Annotated in this window: 15 protein-coding genes and 1 pseudogene; 13 read left to right on the top strand and 3 right to left on the bottom strand. The window is 69.4% G+C overall.

Annotation, left to right across the window (positions count from 1 at the left end; all coding sequences use genetic code 11):
• Nucleotides 1-332: pseudogene (locus DJ74_RS08345) on the bottom strand (tRNA(Ile2) 2-agmatinylcytidine synthetase); the annotation flags it as partial.
• A gap of 198 nt (nucleotides 333-530) precedes the next feature.
• Here DJ74_RS08345 and DJ74_RS08350 point away from each other — a divergent pair.
• Nucleotides 531-1502, top strand: coding sequence for a transcriptional regulator (locus DJ74_RS08350; RefSeq protein WP_094524256.1), 972 nt, complete (start codon nucleotides 531-533; stop codon nucleotides 1500-1502).
• A gap of 24 nt (nucleotides 1503-1526) precedes the next feature.
• Here DJ74_RS08350 and DJ74_RS08355 read toward each other — a convergent pair whose 3' ends face one another.
• Complete coding sequence (locus tag DJ74_RS08355; RefSeq protein WP_094526951.1) at nucleotides 1527-3185, bottom strand: P-loop NTPase; 1659 nt, start codon at nucleotides 3183-3185, stop codon at nucleotides 1527-1529.
• Nucleotides 3186-3341: 156 nt separating this feature from the next.
• Here DJ74_RS08355 and ahaH point away from each other — a divergent pair, with 156 nt between their 5' ends.
• The 10 genes from ahaH (at nucleotide 3342) to DJ74_RS08405 (ending at nucleotide 12879) form a co-directional block, all read left to right on the top strand.
• Nucleotides 3342-3698: an ATP synthase archaeal subunit H gene (gene ahaH, locus DJ74_RS08360; RefSeq protein ID WP_094524258.1), complete on the top strand. Its 357-nt coding sequence runs from the start codon at nucleotides 3342-3344 to the stop codon at nucleotides 3696-3698.
• 4 nt (nucleotides 3699-3702) lie between these two features.
• Entirely contained in the window at nucleotides 3703-5925 is a 2223-nt protein-coding gene (locus tag DJ74_RS08365; RefSeq protein WP_094526952.1) for a V-type ATP synthase subunit I, read from the top strand.
• A gap of 234 nt (nucleotides 5926-6159) precedes the next feature.
• Nucleotides 6160-6414, top strand: a complete 255-nt coding sequence (locus DJ74_RS08370) for a hypothetical protein (protein ID WP_094524260.1) — start codon at nucleotides 6160-6162, stop codon at nucleotides 6412-6414.
• A gap of 14 nt (nucleotides 6415-6428) precedes the next feature.
• Complete coding sequence (locus DJ74_RS08375) at nucleotides 6429-7007, top strand: V-type ATP synthase subunit E (RefSeq protein ID WP_094524261.1); 579 nt, start codon at nucleotides 6429-6431, stop codon at nucleotides 7005-7007.
• On the top strand, nucleotides 7004-8050 hold the full coding sequence (locus tag DJ74_RS08380) for a V-type ATP synthase subunit C (RefSeq protein ID WP_094524262.1): 1047 nt from the start codon (nucleotides 7004-7006) through the stop codon (nucleotides 8048-8050). The genes DJ74_RS08375 and DJ74_RS08380 overlap by 4 nt, the downstream gene beginning before the upstream one ends.
• Nucleotides 8047-8376, top strand: a complete 330-nt coding sequence (locus DJ74_RS08385) for a V-type ATP synthase subunit F (RefSeq protein ID WP_094524263.1) — start codon at nucleotides 8047-8049, stop codon at nucleotides 8374-8376. The genes DJ74_RS08380 and DJ74_RS08385 overlap by 4 nt, the downstream gene beginning before the upstream one ends.
• A gap of 1 nt (nucleotide 8377) precedes the next feature.
• A complete protein-coding gene (locus tag DJ74_RS08390; RefSeq protein WP_094524264.1) occupies nucleotides 8378-10156 on the top strand; it encodes an ATP synthase subunit A in 1779 nt (592 codons plus the stop codon).
• Nucleotides 10157-10158: 2 nt separating this feature from the next.
• On the top strand, nucleotides 10159-11577 hold the full coding sequence (locus tag DJ74_RS08395) for a V-type ATP synthase subunit B (RefSeq protein WP_094524265.1): 1419 nt from the start codon (nucleotides 10159-10161) through the stop codon (nucleotides 11575-11577).
• Nucleotides 11578-11697: 120 nt separating this feature from the next.
• Nucleotides 11698-12399, top strand: coding sequence for a V-type ATP synthase subunit D (locus DJ74_RS08400; protein ID WP_094524266.1), 702 nt, complete (start codon nucleotides 11698-11700; stop codon nucleotides 12397-12399).
• A 69-nt stretch (nucleotides 12400-12468) separates the two neighbouring features.
• Nucleotides 12469-12879: a DUF6276 family protein gene (locus tag DJ74_RS08405; RefSeq protein WP_094526953.1), complete on the top strand. Its 411-nt coding sequence runs from the start codon at nucleotides 12469-12471 to the stop codon at nucleotides 12877-12879.
• A 49-nt stretch (nucleotides 12880-12928) separates the two neighbouring features.
• On the opposite strand, the gene DJ74_RS08410 is transcribed toward DJ74_RS08405, so the two are convergent.
• Nucleotides 12929-13291, bottom strand: a complete 363-nt coding sequence (locus DJ74_RS08410; protein WP_094526954.1) for a PLD nuclease N-terminal domain-containing protein — start codon at nucleotides 13289-13291, stop codon at nucleotides 12929-12931.
• Nucleotides 13292-13414: 123 nt separating this feature from the next.
• On the opposite strand from DJ74_RS08410, the gene DJ74_RS08415 reads away from it, so the two are divergent.
• On the top strand, nucleotides 13415-14800 hold the full coding sequence (locus tag DJ74_RS08415; protein WP_094526955.1) for a deoxyribodipyrimidine photo-lyase: 1386 nt from the start codon (nucleotides 13415-13417) through the stop codon (nucleotides 14798-14800).
• Nucleotides 14801-15210: 410 nt separating this feature from the next.
• On the top strand, nucleotides 15211-16719 hold the full coding sequence (gene cysS / locus DJ74_RS08420; protein WP_094526956.1) for a cysteine--tRNA ligase: 1509 nt from the start codon (nucleotides 15211-15213) through the stop codon (nucleotides 16717-16719).
• Nucleotides 16720-16735 lie beyond the last annotated feature (16 nt).

Genomic DNA, 16735 nt, shown 5'->3' on the forward strand with positions numbered 1-16735 from the left:
GCGGGGGCGACCGGCGCGAACGGGTCCCCCGCGACGTCGACGTCGGCGGCGACGACGCCCGGCGAGGTCCGGGGGTCGTCGGCCGCGGCGAACTCCCGGACCGCCTCCGCGGCGAGGTCGAACGCCGCCGCCGCGTCGATTCTCGAAACGTGGACCGCGACGGCGGCGTTCCCCCGCGTCTTGTGTTTCACGGCGGGGTTCAGCCGGACGAGGAGCCGGCGGCGGACCCGCCCGCCGGCCGCTTCGAGCCGCTCGGCGAGCCGCGCGCCGACGTACGTCGTGCACATCCCGCGCTCGCGGGAGTCGGTGTCGTCGACGGCGACGATGGGCATACGCGCCCTTCTCCGCTCCCGGACAAACCGGTTTCGGCCGGTCGCTCGGGCCCCTCCCGAGCGATTAGCCGCCGATCGGCGCCGACGCGGTATTTAACGGCTCCGGTGGGTGAGACGGGGAAAACGCAAGCGGGCGGCGGTTTCGAGCGGCCGCAAGTGACACAACGCATATATACGGCGAGCCGCCTATTTCAGGGTATGTCCCGGACTGCGCTGATAGAAAACGTCACCGCGATGCTGGAGGACGCGGGCTTCCTCGTCAGCGATCGGTGTGCGGTCCGGCCCAAGAGCTTCGACGTGGCGGCCCGGCGCGGCGACGACCTGCTCCTCCTGAAGATCCTCGGCAACGTCGACGCCCTGGACGCGGAGACCGGCGCTGAGATGCGCCGGCTCGGCGAGTACCTGCGGGCGACGCCGATGGTGATCGGGGTCCGGACCCGCGACGAGGAGCTGAAGCCCGGCGTCGTCTACTTCCGGCACGGCGTCCCGGTGATCAACCCCGACACGGGGTACGACCTGTTCGTCGAGGGGATGCCGCCGCTCATCTACGCGGCCCCCGGCGGGCTCTACGTCAGCCTCGACGGCGACCTCCTCGCCGACGAGCGCGAGGAGCGCGGCTGGTCGCTCGGCCAGCTCGCGACCGAACTCGGCGTCTCCCGGCGCACCGTCTCGAAGTACGAGGACGGGATGAACGCCTCCATCGAGGTCGCGATCCAGTTAGAAGAGCTGTTCGACGAGCCGTTCTCCAGCCCGGTCGACGTGCTGGACGGCGCCGACGAGGTGCGCGACGCCGACCCGACCCCCTCGGCGCCCGAGACCGACCCCGACGACGAGCACGTCCTCCACGTGCTCACCAACGCCGGCTTCACGGTCCACCCGACCGCCCGGGCGCCGTTCAAGGCCGTCTCGGAGGACGATCAGCGCGCCGAGACCCGCGTCCTCACCGGTCACTCGGCGTTCACCCCCGCGGCGGAGAAGCGCGCGCGGATCATGTCTTCGATCGGCGAAGTCGCCCGCACGCGCTCGGTGTACTTCACCGAGGAGGACGAGAAGCGCGAGTCGATCGAGGGCACCGCGCTGGTCTCCTGCGACGAGCTCGCCGGTATCACCGATCCCGAGGAGATCCGCGAGCTCATCCGCGACCGGGCGGAAGCGCCCTCCGAGGCCTGAGACCGCGAGCGCGTTCCGGCCCACTTATCGCCCGAACAAGCGACTGAAGAAGCCGCCGCTCTCTTCCTCGTCGTCCGCCTCGGTTCCGTCCGACGCCGTCTTCCCGCTCTGTTCCCCCGCGTCTCCGTCGCCGTCGGTGCCCCCCGAGAGCACGGTGTTCCTGCCGCCGGTGTCGTCGTCGCGGAACGGGACGCTCCCCGCGAGCTCGTCTTCCGGACCGGTCGCCTCCGCCTCGCCGATCTCCGGCTCGTCGACCTCCGCCTCGTCGTCCGGACCGGCCCCTTCCGCCTCGTCGATCTCTGGCTCGTCGATCTCTGGCTCGTCGACTTCCCTATCGTCGCTCCCCGTATCGTCGGTCGCTTCTCCGTCGTCTGCGGCCCCTTCTCCGTCGTCTGCGGCCGTTTCCTCGGTGTCCTCCGGCGTCGCTTCGTCGCCGTCGTCCGCTGCGACCTCGTCTTCGTCCGCCGCGGTCTCGTCCTCGAACGCTTCGGCCTCCGCCGCGTCCTCCTCGATCATCGCCTCGAGGTCGTCGCCGTCGACGTGCTCCTCGCCGACGGTCTCCGTCTCGCCGGTCGCGGCCCGGTCCGCGGCCGCGGCGTCAGCGGTCGCTTCGGCGTCGACCTCGTCGTCGTCGGCCGGCGCTTCCGTGCCTTCCTCCGGAACGGGGTCCTCGTCGGCGACGATGATCTCCTCCTCGTCGCCCGGGTCGCTCAGTCCCCCCGGCTCGGCGTCGGCGACGATGATCTCGTCGTCGTCCGCGTCGGTGCCGTCCGCGTCGGTATCGTCCGCGTCGGTGTCGTCGGCCTCCCCTTTGACCTCCTCGGCCTCCGCGGACTCGTCCGCGTGGTCGGCTTCCTCCGCGTGGTCGGCTTCCTCCGCGTGGTCGGCTTCCTCCGCGTGGTCGGCTTCCTCCGGCTCCGAGTCGTCGGTCGCGTCGGACTCGCCGATCCCGGCTCCCTCGACGGCCGCGCCCGTCAGGGCCCGAGCGAGGTCCCGGTAGGCCCGAGTGGCGGGCGCCTCCGGCGCGAACGTCGGGAGCGGTCGGTTCGCGGTCGCCGCCCGGACCACCGCGTCGTCCTCCGGGATCCGACCGAGGACCGGCGCGTCGAGCACGTCGCCGACGTCGTCGAGCCTCTCGGCGCCGGCGACGCCCGGGTCGGCGTCGGGGTCGACGCGGGTGATCGCGGCGCCGGCGACCGCGCCGCCGAGCCGCTCGGCGAGCTGTCGCGTCTTCTCGGTGTCGCCGAGGGCGCTCCGCTCGGCGGTCGAGACGAGGAGCGTCTCGTCGGCGATCGCGAGCGGGAGGCTCGAATCGTGCGAGAGCCCCGCGCCGGCGTCGACGAACACGTAGTCGGCGCCCTCGAAGGCGGCGACCGCGTCGCTGAGCCCGGCGGGGTCGGCCGACGCGTAGGCGTCGAGGTCGTCCGCGCCGGGGACGACCCGGAGCCCCTCGGGCCCCTCGTGGACCGCGTCGAGCGGGTCGGCCCGCCCCGCGAGCACGTCGTGGAGCGTCGTCTCGCCGGGCGTCACGCCCAGCGCGCCCGCGAGGTTCGCCATGCCGATGTCGGCGTCGACCGCGACGACGTCGGCGCCGGAGCCGGCCAGGATCGTCGCGATCGCCGCGGTCGTGGTGGTCTTCCCGACCCCACCTTTCGCCGACGCGACCGCATACACCGTTGCCATACGGTGACGGTCCGGCGACTGGTACTTAAATGTAGGCGGCGGCCGCCGGCCGGAGACGTGCGGGCGCCGCGGATTCCCGCCGATATCGGGGGCAACGCCCGCGTACTTTCGCAAACACCTTATACGTCGCTTGTAGAGTTTCAGGCGATTAGTAGCATGGCGAGACCAGAGGTGCTCGACCGGATCAAGGAGGCTGAACGGGAGGCGGACGAGATCATCGCGGAGGCGGAATCGGACGCCGACGAGCGCCTCGCCGAGGCTCGAGAGCGCGCGGAGGCGATCCGCGCCGAGGCCGAGGAGGAGGCGGAGTCCGAGGCCGCGGAACGGCTCGAGGCCGCCCGCGAGGAGATCGAGGAACGCCGCGAGGAGATCCTCGAGTCGGGCCGGTCCGACCGCGACGAGCTCGAACGCGAGGCCCGCGAGCGCGTGGACTCGGCCGTCGACTACGCAGTCGAACGGTTCGAGGAAGCGGTGAACCAACAGGCCGAGGAGGCGGTGGATGCTCAGGCCTGAGCGGATGAGCAAGGTGTCGGTGACGGGCTCGAAGCGCGTCATCGACGACGTCATCGAGGCGGCGTACGCCCACCACTCGCTGCACGTCACGGACTACGACGAGCGCTACGAGGGGTTCGCGCCCGGCGAGTCGCTCGAGGGCGCCCAGACGGTGAACGAGCGGCTCGTCACCGTCCGCTCGCTGGAGAGCGTCCTCGACGTCGAGGGCGACGAGGTCGACGCGGCCCGCGCCATCGACGACGAGGAGCTCGAACGCGAGCTCGCCGACGTCCGCGAGCGCGTCAACGCCCTCAACGACCGGCGTGACGAGCTCCAGACCGAGATCCGCGACCGGGAGGAGGAGATCGACCGCATGGAGCCGTTCGCCGACCTCGGCATCGAGCTCGACCTGCTCCGCGGCTACGACTCGCTGGAGGTCGTCGTCGGCGAGGCCAAGCCCGACGCCGTCGAGGCGACGCTCGCCGACGCCGACGGGATCGACGCCTACGAGGTGTTCGCCGGGAGCGACGTCGTGGCGATCTTCGCGAAGCCCGCCGACGGGGCCGAGGAGGGGGTCCTGCAGGACTCGCTCGTCGGCGTCGACATCGCGCTGCTGGAGGTCCCCGAGGCCGAGGCCGGCCCCGCGGAGTACGTCGCGGAGCTGGAGCGCGAGCGCGAGGATCTGCGGACCGACCTCGAGGCGATCGAGGCCGACCTCGCAGCCATGAAGGAGGAGGCGGCCGCCTTCCTGCTCCGCGCCGAGGAGCAGCTCACCATCGAGGCCGAGAAGAAAGAGGCGCCGCTCTCCTTCGCGACCACCGAGAACGCGTTCGTCGCGGAGGGGTGGATCCCCACGGACACCTACCCCGAATTCGAGGCGACCATCGCCGACGCCGTCGGCGACCACGCCGAGGTCGAGGAGCTCGAACGCGCCTCGTTCACGCCCGACGGCGACCACCACACCGAGGCGGTGGACGGCGACGAGGGCGATTCCGCGAGCGCGGTCGACGCCGACGCCGGCGCCGCGGACGCGACGGCCGAGAAGGCGGCCGCCACCGACGGCGGCCACGCGATGCACGGCGACGACGACCCGCCGGTCGTCCAAGACAACGGGAACGCGGCGGGGCCGTTCGAGCTGCTCGTGCAGGGCTTCGGCCGACCGAAGTACTCTGAGTTCGACCCGACGCTCCTCGTCTTCCTCACGTTCCCGCTCATGTTCGGGTTCATGATCGGCGACGTCGGGTACGGCGTCCTCTACGCCGCGATCGGCTACTTCCTGTACAGCCGATTCGACGGGACGTTCCGGGAGCTCGGCGCCGTCGCGATGTGGGCCGGCGGCTTCACGATCCTGTTCGGGATCTACTTCGGGATCGACCTGTTCGGCTACCACGCGTACCAGCTGCTGCCGGGTGACATCCACTGGCCCGTCGACGGGAAGGGGCTCTCGCCGGCGGACCTCGACTGGGCGCTGTCGTTCCTCGTCGCCAGCGTGCTGTTCGGTCTCGTCCACCTGAACGCGGGGCACATCCTCTCGTTCGTGAGCAACTACCAGCAGCACGACCTCAAACACGCACTGTACGAGGGCGGGTCGTGGCTGCTGATCCTCAACGGCGCGTGGGTCTGGATCTTCAGCCAGCACGTGCTCGGTCCGAAGCCGGCGTTCCTCTTCGACTCGTTCTCGATACTCACCTTCGGGGCGGTGTCGTTCGCCGGCTTCCCGGTCGCGGTCGGGTACGTCGCCATCGCGGCCATCGCTCTCGGCGTCGTCCTGCTCGCGATCGGCGAGCCGCCGGAGCTCGCCGAGGTGCTCTCGCCGATCGTCAACGTCATCTCGTACGCCCGGATCATGGCGGTGCTGCTCGCGAAGGGCGGGATGGCGCTAGCGGTGAACCTGCTCGCGTTCGGCGCGTACATCGACGAGGGCGGCGCGGGGAGCTTCCACTTCATTTTCTCCGCCGACTACCTCGAGTACGTGCGGAGCCACCCGGAGGACTACGAGCTCGTCTTCGCGGGGATCACGACCGCCTTCGACCCCGCCTCGATCGGCCTCGTCGGGGTCGTCGCGCTCGTCGGCGGGGTCGTCGTGGCCGTCGTCGGCCACGTCGTCGTCCTCCTGCTCGGCGTCACCTCCGCCGGCATTCAGGCGGTGCGTCTCGAGTACGTGGAGTTCTTCGGGAACTTCTACGAAGGCGGCGGCGACAGCTACCTGCCGTTCGGCTACGACCGAGAGTACACCACCGAGGAGTAGGACGTCCGGCGGCCGCGTCCCGCCCTGTCGCCTCCGCCCCTCGCAGTCATTCACTGCCGCTCTCGCCGGCTCGGACACGCCCGTCGCGCGTCGCGGCGAGTCGCGTTCGAGCCGCGTTTAGCCCCGCCTCCATCCCCGACTGCGGCCGGTCTATTCGGTCGTTTTGGGAAGCTTTATGACTACTGTGGCGGCAACTAGCAACTGTTCGGAGACGAGCAACCGGAACTACTACCAATGCTTGAAGCTACCAACGCACTCGGGAACGCCGTACTGTCCACCGGAGGAACACTTACTGACCCCAACGCCGCGGCAGCGCTCGCCGTCGGCCTCGCGGCGCTCGGTGCGGGCTACGCGGAGCGCGGTATCGGCTCGGCCGCCGTCGGCGCGATGGCCGAGGACGAGGACCTCTTCGTCAACGGGCTCATCCTGACGGTGCTTCCCGAGACGATCGTCATCCTCGCGCTCGTCGTCGTGTTCATCGTCGGGTAACCCTTTTTCAACCAATGAGTTTGGACACTGTCGTTGAGGACGTTCGAGACGAAGCCCGCGCGCGTGCAGAGGAGATCCGCGAAGCGGCGGAGTCCGAGGCGGACGAGATCGTCGCCGAGGCGGAGGCCGACGCCGAGCGCATCCGCGAGGAGCGGCTCGCAGAGGTCGACCGACAGATCGACCAAGAGCGCGAGCAGACGCTCTCGTCGGCCAAACTCGAGGCGAAGCAGGAGCGGCTCGGAGCCCGCCGCGACGTCCTCGAAGACGTCCACGACGACGTCGAGGCGGCGATCGCCGGTCTCGACGACGACCGCCGTCGCGAGCTGACCGAGACGCTGCTCGACGCGAGCCTCGCGGAGTTCGACGGCGACGCCGACGTCGCCGTCTACACTCGCGCCGAGGACGTCGAGCTCCTCGAGGAGCTCGTCGCCGACCGCAACGCGGAAGTCGACGGCGAAGTCGACTGTCTCGGCGGCGTGGTCGCCGAGAGCGACACCTCTCGCGTTCGCGTGAACAACACGTTCGACTCGGTCCTGGAGTCCGTCTGGGACGACGAGTTGAAGAACATCTCGGAGCGGCTGTTCGACCAATGAGCGCCGTCGGGAGCTCGAACCCGGAGTACGTCGTCGCGCGGGTTCGCGCCCGCCGCGGCAGCCTCTACGGGGACGAGGAGTACCGCAAGCTGACCCGGATGGGCCCGGCGGAGATCGCCCGGTTCATGGAGGAATCGAGCTACGGGCGGGAGATCAACGCCCTCGGGAGCCGCCACGGCGGCGTGGACCTCATCGAGTACGCGCTGAACCGGAACCTCGCCCAGCAGTTCGAGGGGATCTTAGAGTGGAGCGAGGGAAGGCTGTACGACCAGATCGCCCGCTACCTCCGCAAGTTCGACGCGTGGAACGTGAAGACGGTCATCCGCGGCGTCTACACCGACGCGGACCAGTCCGACGTCGAAGTCGACCTGATCCGCGCCGGCGAGTTCGACGACCGTTTGATCCGGCGCCTGCTGGAGGCCGACTCGATCGACGGCGTCGTCGAGGTGCTGGAAGACACGATCTACGGCCCGCCGCTCCGCGAGGCGTACGCCGAGTACGAGGAGACGGACGTGCTGGTCCCCCTCGAGAACGCCGTCGACCGCGCGTTCTACGAGCGGCTCCTCTCCGGGCTCGGTAACGACGAACCGACCCGGCAGTACGAGGCGTTCCTCAAGGCGGAGGTCGACTTCCGGAACGCGACGAACGCCCTCCGGCTCGCCCGGTCGGGCGCGGACATCGACCCCGCCGCGTACTTCATCGAGGGCGGCGAGCTGTTCACCCGCGGGTCGCTCGCGCGGCTCGCGCGGAACCTCGACGAGCTCGTGGAGTACATCGCGGACAGCCAGTACGCCGAGCAGCTCGGCCCGGCGCTGCGCGAACTCGAGGAGGCGGACAGCCTCATCGCGTTCGAGCACGCGACCGACGCCGCGCTGCTCGCGTACGGCGACCGGCTCGGCACGATCCACCCGGTGTCGGTCACCCCGGTCATCTCCTACATCCTCGCGAAGGAGCGAGAGGTGGAGAACATCCGGGCGATCGCCCGCGGCAAGGAGGCCGGCCTGTCGGCCGACGAGATCGAATCGGAGCTGGTGATAACATGAGCCAGGAGATCGCCGTCGTCGGCAGCCCCGAGTTCACTACGGGGTTCCGGCTCGCCGGCGTGCGGAAGTTCGAGAACGTACCAGACGACGAGAAGGACGAGCGGCTCGACGACGCCGTCGAACGGACCCTCGACGACGAGGGCACCGGCATCATCGTGATGCACAACGACGACCTCGACCACCTCTCGCGGGGGACCCGCGAGTCGGTGGAGGGGAGCATCGAGCCCGTGCTCGTCACGCTCGGCGGCGCCGGCGCCGGCAGCGGCGGGCTGCGCGACCAGATCAAACGAGCCATCGGGATCGACCTGATGGAGGAGGACGATTAACATGAGCAAAGCAGAATCCACGGAGACCACCCCTACCGAAGACGGTGTTATCCAAAGCGTGAGCGGTCCGGTCGTGAGCGCCCGCGACCTCGACGCCCGCATGAACGACGTCGTCTACGTCGGCGACGAAGGCCTCATGGGGGAAGTGATCGAGATCGAAGGCGACATCACGACCATTCAGGTGTACGAGGAGACCTCCGGGGTCGCCCCCGGCGAACCCGTCGAGAACACGGGCGAGCCGCTGTCGGTCGACCTTGGTCCGGGCATGCTGGACGCCATCTACGACGGCGTCCAGCGACCCCTGGACGTGCTGGAGGGCAAGATGGGCAGTCCCTACCTCGACCGCGGGGTCGACGCGCCCGGCATCGACCTCGAGGAGGAGTGGGAGTTCGAGCCGATCGTCGAGGTCGGCGACGAGGTCGGCCGCGGCGACGTGGTCGGCGTCGTCGAGGAGACGGTCACCATCGACCACAAGGTGATGGTGCCGCCGGACGCCCTCGAGGAGGGCGAGACCACCGAGGTCACCGCGATCGAGTCGGGCTCGTTCGACGTCACCGAGACGGTGGCCGAGCTCGCGAACGGGACCGACGTCTCGATGCACCAGGAGTGGCCCGTCCGCGAGGCGCGCCCCTCCGAGAACAAGAAGACGCCCCGGACGCCGCTGGTGTCCGGACAGCGCATCCTCGACGGCCTGTTCCCCATCGCGAAGGGCGGGACGGCCGCGATCCCGGGCCCGTTCGGCTCCGGGAAGACCGTCACGCAGCACCAGCTCGCGAAGTACGCCGACGCCGACATTATCGTCTACGTCGGCTGCGGCGAGCGCGGAAACGAGATGACCGAGGTCATCGAGGACTTCCCCGAGCTGGAGGACCCGGCCAACGGCAACCCGCTGATGGCCCGCACCTCGCTCATCGCGAACACCTCGAACATGCCCGTCGCGGCGCGTGAGTCCTGTATCTACACGGGGATCACGATCGCCGAGTACTACCGCGACATGGGGTACGACGTCGCGCTGATGGCCGACTCCACCTCGCGGTGGGCGGAGGCGATGCGCGAGATCTCCTCCCGGCTGGAGGAGATGCCCGGCGAGGAGGGGTACCCCGCGTACCTCGCTGCCCGGCTCGCGCAGTTCTACGAGCGCGCCGGCTACTTCGAGAACGTCAACGGGACGGAGGGGTCCGTCTCGGCGATCGGCGCGGTGTCGCCGCCCGGCGGTGACTTCTCCGAGCCGGTCACCCAGAACACGCTGCGCATCGTGAAGACGTTCTGGGCGCTCGACGCGGACCTGGCGGAGCGCCGCCACTTCCCGTCGATCAACTGGAACGAGTCGTACTCGCTGTACAAAGACCAGCTCGACCCGTGGTTCGAGAACGAGGTCGCCGACGACTGGGCGGAGAAGCGCCAGTGGGCGGTCGACGTGCTCGACGAGGAGACCGAGCTGCAGGAGATCGTACAGCTCGTCGGGAAGGACGCCCTGCCCGACGACCAGCAGCTCACCCTGGAGGTCGCCCGCTACCTGCGCGAGGCGTACCTCCAGCAGAACGCGTTCCACCCGGTGGACACGTACTGTCCGCCCGAGAAGACGTACCTCATGCTGACGACGATCGAGGCGTTCAACGACGAGGCGTTCAGGGCGCTCGAAGCGGGCGTCCCCGTCGAGGAGATCGTCGACACCGAGGCCGCCCCCCGAATTAACCGGATCGGCGTCCAAGAGGACTACGAGGAGTACGTCGAGGAGCTCAAAGCGGAGATCGCCGACGAGCTCCGGAGCCTCTACTGACCATGAAAGAGTATCAGACCATCACCGAGATCAGCGGCCCCCTCGTGTACGCCGAGGTCGACGAGGCGATCGGCTACGACGAGATCGTCGAGATCGAGACGGCACAGGGAGAGACGCTGCGCGGACAGGTGCTCGAATCCTCGGAGGGCGTCGTCGCCATCCAGGTGTTCGAGGGCACCTCCGGTATCGACCAGAACGCGTCCGTCCGCTTCCTGGGCGAGACGATGAAGATGCCCGTCACCGAGGACCTCCTCGGACGGGTCCTCGACGGCTCCGGCCGCCCGATCGACGACGGTCCGGAGATCGTCCCCGAGGAGCGCCAGGACATCGTCGGCGCGGCGATCAACCCCTACTCCCGGGAGTACCCCGAGGAGTTCATCGAGACGGGCGTCTCAGCGATCGACGGGATGAACACCCTCGTTCGCGGCCAGAAGCTCCCGATCTTCTCCAGCTCCGGGCAGCCGCACAGCGAGCTGGCGATGCAGATCGCCCGGCAGGCGAGCGTGCCGGAAGAGGAGGAGGCCGGGGAGGAGAGCTCCGAGTTCGCCGTCATCTTCGGCGCGATGGGGATCACCCAGGAGGAGGCGAACGAGTTCATGCAGGACTTCGAGCGCACCGGTGCGCTGGAGCGCTCCGTCGTCTTCATGAACCTCGCGGACGACCCCGCCGTCGAGCGGACGGTCACCCCGCGCATGGTGCTCACCACGGCCGAGTACCTCGCCTTCGAGAAGGACTACCACGTCCTCGTCATCCTGACGGACATGACCAACTACTGCGAGGCGCTCCGCGAGATCGGGGCGGCCCGCGAGGAGGTCCCGGGCCGACGTGGCTACCCCGGGTACATGTACACCGACCTGGCGCAGCTGTACGAGCGCGCCGGGCGCATCCAGGGCCGTGACGGGTCGGTGACGCAGATCCCGATCCTCACGATGCCGGGCGACGACGACACCCACCCGATCCCGGATCTGACCGGGTACATCACGGAGGGGCAGATCTACGTCGACCCCGACCTGAACAGTCAGGGGCTGCAGCCCCCGATCAACGTCCTCCCCAGCCTGTCGCGGCTGATGGACGACGGGATCGGCGAGGGGCTCACCCGCGAGGACCACGCCGACGTGAAAGACCAGATGTTCGCGGCGTACGCGGAGGGCGAGGACCTGCGCGACCTCGTGAACATCGTCGGGCGCGAGGCGCTCTCGGAGCTCGACAACAAGTACCTCGACTTCGCGGACGCGTTCGAGTCGGAGTTCGTCGACCAGGGCTTCGACACGAACCGCGACATCGAGGAGACGCTGGAGATCGGCTGGGACCTGCTCTCGATGCTTCCGAAGGACGCCCTCAACCGGATCGACGAGGAGTTCATCGAGGAGTACTACCGCGAGGAGGACTCCGAGCGCGAAGTCGTCGAAGCGGCCGACTGACGCGGCGTTCTTCCACTTTTCGCCCTCAGTTAGCGGCGGCGCCGGCCGGGGCCGCTCGCGCGCGACACGTCACGACTGAAAAGAATTATCCGCCTCGGAGCGGAAGACTCCACCAATAAGATGGCCAAGGACGTCAAACCGACGCGGAAGAACCTGATGGCGATCGAGGACCGCATCGAGCTCTCGGAGCGCGGTCACGACACGCTCGAACAGAAGCGTGACGGCCTCATCATGGAGTTCATGGACATCCTCGATCAGGCGCAGGACGTCCGCTCGGACGTCTCCGAGAGGTACGAGACGGCCCAGCGCAAGATCGACATGGCCCGGGCGATGGAGGGCGACGTCGCCGTCCGCGGCGCGGCCGCCGCGCTGAAAGAGCACCCGGAGATAACCACCCAGTCGAAGAACATCATGGGCGTGGTCGTCCCGCAGATCGAGTCCTCGAAGGTGAAGAAGAGCCTCGACGAGCGCGGCTACGGGCTGCTCGGCTCCTCCGCCCGCATCGACGAGGCGGCCGACGCCTACGAGGAACTGTTAGAGAAGATCATCCTCGCGGCCGAGGTCGAGACGGCCATGAAGAAGATGCTCACGGAGATCGAGACCACCAAGCGCCGCGTGAACGCCTTGGAGTTCACGCTCCTCCCGACCCTCTACGAGAACCAGGAGTACATCGAGCAGAAGCTGGAGGAACAGGAGCGCGAGGAGATCTTCCGCATGAAGAAGATCAAGGCCAAAAAGGAGGAAGAAGAGAAGGAGGAGGCCGAAGAGGCCGCCGCCGAGGCCGCCGCGGCCCGGGCCGAGGAGCCGGAGCCCGCGGACTGACCGGTTCCGTCGACTCGCGCCGTCCCGCGTCTACCGACCGAACCCGCCGTCTCATCCATCTCGTTTCTCATGTCCTGTCCCCGTTGTGACGCCGACCTCGTCGCGTTCGTCGTCCCGCCCGCGATCCGCGAGCACGCGCCGGCCGCGACGACGGCGATCTGCACCCGCTGTCTGCGGACGTTCGCCGCCGACGGGAGCGACGGGGGCGTCGAGGTCGACGGGTCCGACTCTGCGTCCCCCGCCGACCCCGATTTCTCCGCGGTCGACTCCGCGTTCCCCGACGGCGAGGCGGGCGCGGCGCTCGCGCTCGTCTGCGGCAAGCTGGAGTCGTTCGCGCTCAACCGCGCCTCGATCGAGGCGCTCGTCGACCACGCGGAGCGGTCCGGCGCCGACGTCTTCGCCTTCTTGGAGCGCCTCGACGCCGCGGACGCCGCCTTCGACCTCGACCGGCGGCGGGCGGCGCTGCTGGACGTGCTGTGAGGGCTCGCCGGCGCGTGGCGATCGCCGAGCCGATACCGACGCTCGGGAGTCAGTCCTCGTCGAGGTCGACGCCCGGCGGGTCGTCCCACTCGTCCTCGGCGTCCGACTCGTCGTCGGCCTCCGTCCCCGCCGGGCCGAGCGCCTTCTCGCCGCGCCGGCGCTCGTGGACCGCGAGGCCGGCCTTGCGCGCGTCGCTCCCGCCGGCGTACGGGTCTTCGGACGGGTCGTACGACTGTTCGTCCCGCTCGAAGAGGTACGCGAAGAGGCCGAACAGCGGGACGACGAAGGCGATGAGCGCCCACTTCTCGCGGTTCATCCCGTGTTTCGGGGCGTCGACGTAGACGTACGCGGCGAAGCCGACGAGCCACGCGAGCGGGACGCCGACGAGGATGGCGACGACGATCGGCTCCATACTCACGCTTCGGGCTCGTCGGCTTAAGCACACGGGTGGATTTCGGGTGGAGCGCGGTCGCGTCCGTCCCGGAACGTCGCTCCCGGCCGAAGGACACTATCCGGTGGAGTCCGTACCGATCCCATGCAGCTGTTCTGGCACCGACGCGACCCGCGAACCGGAGACAACGCCGGGCTCGCGGCGGCCGCGCGGGCGGGGACCGTCGTCCCCGTCTTCGTCTACGACGCCGACCTGTTCGAGACGGTGGGAGCGCGCCAGCGCGCCTTCCTCCTCCGCCACGTGAAGTGGTTGGAGGCTCGTTACCGCGAGCTCGGGAGCGACCTCGTCGTCCGGGCGGGCGACCCCGAAGAGGTCCTCGTCGAGCTCGCCGACGAGCACGGCGCCGAGACGGTCTTCTACAACGAGTACTACCGCCCCGCTCGGCGCAACCGCCAGCGCGCGGTCGAGGACGCCCTCGCTGGCGTCGGAGTCGAGACCGACGCGCGGACCGACGCCGTTCTGGTCGACCCCGCCCGGCTCGAGGAGCGCTACGCGAACCACAGTCGGTTCCACGACGACTGGGCGGCGGTCCCCAAGCCCGGACCGTATCCGGAGCCCGAGTCGGAGTCGCTGGCGGCCGTGCGCGACGGGAAGACGGTCCCCGAACCGGACGCCGACATCGACCTCCCCGCGGCGGGGTACGAGGCCGCCCGCGAGCGGTTCGACGACTTCCTCGATTACGGGATCACGTCGTACAACGACACCCGCGACGACCTCCGGCGCGCCGCGGAGGAGCCCACGCACGCGGTCTCGCGGCTGTCGCCGTACCTCGCGACCGGCGCGATCGGGATCCGCGAGGTGTGGGCGGGCGCGAGCGACGTCTACGAGGCCGTGACGGGCGGCGAGCGCCGCAACGTGGACAAGTACCGCTACGAGCTGTCGTGGCGCGAGCAGATGTACCACCTGCTCTACTACAACCCCGACCTGGCGGTGTCGAACTACAAGTCGTTCCCGAACGAGATCGCGTGGCACGACGACGACGCCGACTTCGAGGCGTGGGCGCGCGGCGAGACCGGTTACCCGCTCGTCGACGCCGGGATGCGACAGCTGAACGCGGAGGGATATATCCACAACCGCCCGCGGCAGGTCGTCGCGAGCTTCCTGACGAAACACCTCCTGATCGACTGGCGGCGCGGAGCGCGCTACTTCACCAAACAGCTGATCGACCACGACTACGCCTCGAACCACGGGGCGTGGCAGTGGACCGCCTCCACCGGGACCGACTCGGTCGACGTCCGCATCTTCGACCCGGTGAGTCAGATGAGCAAGTACGACGACGGCGCCCGCTTCGTGAAGGCGTACGTCCCCGAACTCCGGGACGTGCCCGCCGGGAAGGTCGTCGACTGGCCGACGCTCTCGCACGGCGAACGCGAGGAGCTCGCGCCCGACTACCCGCACCCGATCGTCGACCGGAACGAGGGGTACGAGCGCGCCCAGCGCGTCTTCGAGGAGGCGCTCGGAAAGCGGTGAGAATCGGCTGTGTGTAACTGGGTGACGCGGTCGGCGCGTGCCGCCGAGCGCCCACCGGGCGCGAGGTGCACGCGCGAGGGAGTCGAACCGGCGGACACGCGCCGGTCCGACGAGGCTGGGGAGGCGTGAGGTGCGGTTGCGGAGCGGGCGAGAGGGACTCAAAAGGGCAGTCGCCGGCGGCGTCGCCGCCGGCCGCTAGAGGCGCGAGCCGTCGCGGCTGGGGCTTTTGGGGCGGTCACCGCGGTGTCACCGATGTATCGGCGAGCGGCTGGGTCGTTGGAGGAGTCCGTTACCGGTCCGGTGTCAGCACCGATTATTTATATACGGGTGTACGAGCCGTCAGAGCGCTCGTCTCCGCACCCTCGACCGATCCGACGGTTTAAAACTCTCACCTTTGCAAGCATTCGTTAATGAGTCTCGTCGTTACCGACACCCTGGCAGACGAGCGCGTCGAGTTCACGGCCGACGGCGACGTCACGCTCTACGTCTGCGGGCTGACGGTGTCGGACGACCCCCACCTTGGACACGCCCGCCTGTGGTTCCACGCCGACGTTCTCCACCGGTGGCTCGATTACCTCGGCTACGACGTGCGTCACGTCGAGAACGTCACCGACGTCAACGAGAAGATCACGGCCCGCGTCGGCGAGCGCGACGAGTGGGCCGCCGAGCGCGACGTGGCCGAGGCGTTCACCGCGACCACCTTCGACGCGATGCGCGGGCTGAACCTCCTGCGCGCGGAGGTGTACCCCCGCGTCACCGAGCACGTCCCGGAGATCCGCGGGCTGGTGGAGACCCTCGTCGGGAAGGGGTACGCCTACGAGTCGAACGGCTCCGTCTACTTCGACGTCACGACGTTCGAGGAGTACGGGAAGCTGTCGAACCAGGACGTCGAGGAACTGGAGGCGCAGGGCGAGCCGGACGAGCGGTCGGAGAAGCGCAACCCCTCGGACTTCGCGCTGTGGAAGGCCGGCGGCGTGAGCGAGACCGCCGCGCGCGAGCACGCGAAACACGCCCACGGCGACGTCGTCCCCGAGGGCGAGACGTGGGACTCCCCGTGGGGCGAGGGGCGGCCGGGATGGCACGTCGAGTGCTCGGCGATGTCGACGACGCACCTCGGCGACACCCTCGACGTCCACATGGGCGGGCGCGACCTCGTCTTCCCCCATCACGAGAACGAGATCGCGCAGTCCGAGGCGGCGACCGGCGAGACGTTCGCCCGCCACTGGCTCCACGTCGGTCTCCTCGAGATGGAGGGCGAGAAGATGTCCTCCTCGATCGGTAACTTCTGGACCGTCCCGGACGCCTTAGACGAGCTCGGCGTCAACGTGATCCGGACCTTCTACGCCGGCGCCGCCTACCGCTCCGAGCAGGCGCTCACCGAGGAGACGATCGCGGAGGCCGAGGAGCGCTGGGAGCGCCTCTCCCGGACGTACGACCGCGCCGTCGACGCGCTCGACTCGACTGAGGCCCGCGCGACGGCCGAAGACGGCGACCTCCGCGAGGCGGTCGACACGGCCCGCGACGAGTTCGCCGCGGCGATGAACGACGACCTGAACCTCCGCGAGGCGACCGCCGCCCTCCTAGAGCTGACGGACGCCGTGAACCGCCACGTGGACGGGGCGGGCGACAGCGGGACCGACGGAGGCGACTCGGGAGCGGCCTACGACTACCGCGGGCTCCGCGAGGCGGTCGAGGCGTTCGAGTCGCTCGGCGGCGACGTGCTCGGGCTCCAGTTCGAGACGGAGAGCGACGGCGACGTGGAGCTGGCCGGCGAGCTCGTCGAGCTGGTGCTGGACGTGCGCGAGGCCGAGCGGGCGGCCGGCAACTACGAGCGCGCGGACGAGCTCCGGGACGCGCTGCGCGACGTGGGAATCGAGATCGAGGACGGGCCGGACGGGGCGACGTACCGGTTCGAGTAGGGCGGCGGGAACGAGG

Source organism: Halorubrum sp. Ea8 (assembly GCF_002252925.1).
Classification (GTDB): domain Archaea; phylum Halobacteriota; class Halobacteria; order Halobacteriales; family Haloferacaceae; genus Halorubrum.

What these genes read in the sequence shown, in the direction of transcription:
- DJ74_RS08400 (WP_094524266.1), top strand. Translation starts at nt 11,698, where the DNA reads ATGGCCAAGGACGTCAAACCGACGCGGAAGAACCTGATGGCGATCGAG.
- DJ74_RS08355 (WP_094526951.1), bottom strand. Translation starts at nt 3,185, where the DNA reads ATGGCAACGGTGTATGCGGTCGCGTCGGCGAAAGGTGGGGTCGGGAAG.
- DJ74_RS08365 (WP_094526952.1), top strand. Translation starts at nt 3,703, where the DNA reads ATGAGCAAGGTGTCGGTGACGGGCTCGAAGCGCGTCATCGACGACGTC.
- DJ74_RS08395 (WP_094524265.1), top strand. Translation starts at nt 10,159, where the DNA reads ATGAAAGAGTATCAGACCATCACCGAGATCAGCGGCCCCCTCGTGTAC.
- DJ74_RS08405 (WP_094526953.1), top strand. Translation starts at nt 12,469, where the DNA reads ATGTCCTGTCCCCGTTGTGACGCCGACCTCGTCGCGTTCGTCGTCCCG.
- DJ74_RS08380 (WP_094524262.1), top strand. Translation starts at nt 7,004, where the DNA reads ATGAGCGCCGTCGGGAGCTCGAACCCGGAGTACGTCGTCGCGCGGGTT.
- DJ74_RS08390 (WP_094524264.1), top strand. Translation starts at nt 8,378, where the DNA reads ATGAGCAAAGCAGAATCCACGGAGACCACCCCTACCGAAGACGGTGTT.
- DJ74_RS08410 (WP_094526954.1), bottom strand. Translation starts at nt 13,291, where the DNA reads ATGGAGCCGATCGTCGTCGCCATCCTCGTCGGCGTCCCGCTCGCGTGG.
- DJ74_RS08415 (WP_094526955.1), top strand. Translation starts at nt 13,415, where the DNA reads ATGCAGCTGTTCTGGCACCGACGCGACCCGCGAACCGGAGACAACGCC.
- cysS (WP_094526956.1), top strand. Translation starts at nt 15,211, where the DNA reads ATGAGTCTCGTCGTTACCGACACCCTGGCAGACGAGCGCGTCGAGTTC.
- DJ74_RS08385 (WP_094524263.1), top strand. Translation starts at nt 8,047, where the DNA reads ATGAGCCAGGAGATCGCCGTCGTCGGCAGCCCCGAGTTCACTACGGGG.
- DJ74_RS08375 (WP_094524261.1), top strand. Translation starts at nt 6,429, where the DNA reads ATGAGTTTGGACACTGTCGTTGAGGACGTTCGAGACGAAGCCCGCGCG.
- DJ74_RS08370 (WP_094524260.1), top strand. Translation starts at nt 6,160, where the DNA reads ATGCTTGAAGCTACCAACGCACTCGGGAACGCCGTACTGTCCACCGGA.
- ahaH (WP_094524258.1), top strand. Translation starts at nt 3,342, where the DNA reads ATGGCGAGACCAGAGGTGCTCGACCGGATCAAGGAGGCTGAACGGGAG.
- DJ74_RS08350 (WP_094524256.1), top strand. Translation starts at nt 531, where the DNA reads ATGTCCCGGACTGCGCTGATAGAAAACGTCACCGCGATGCTGGAGGAC.